The following is a 285-nucleotide window of genomic DNA, read 5'->3' on the forward strand; positions in this document are numbered from 1 at the left end:
CCAATATATCGTCCAATCCTTATTTTCTTCAGGAAGTCTGAATGATGGAAAAGCAGCTATTCCCTTGTTGAAAGGCATCCAAGAACGTTTCTCTTCCTTAAATATTGCCTATGCAACGATGGATGCCGGGTATGATTACGTTCCGATCTATGAACAGGTTTATCGCATGGGTGCACAATCAATCATTGCTTATAATAAAAAGAATGAACCAGAACCTATTGGTTTTGATAAACATTTCGCTCCAACTTGTGCACGAGAATATTCTTATCGCTATGACAGTTATGA

At 38.2% G+C, this 285-nt stretch carries 1 protein-coding gene; it reads left to right on the forward strand.

The annotated features are described in order from the left end of the window. The coding region (locus H131_RS22865) for a transposase (RefSeq protein WP_010861509.1) at positions 1-285 on the forward strand (285 nt) is incomplete at both ends.

This window comes from Lysinibacillus sphaericus OT4b.31, from assembly GCF_000392615.1.
Classification (GTDB): domain Bacteria; phylum Bacillota; class Bacilli; order Bacillales_A; family Planococcaceae; genus Lysinibacillus; species Lysinibacillus sphaericus_B.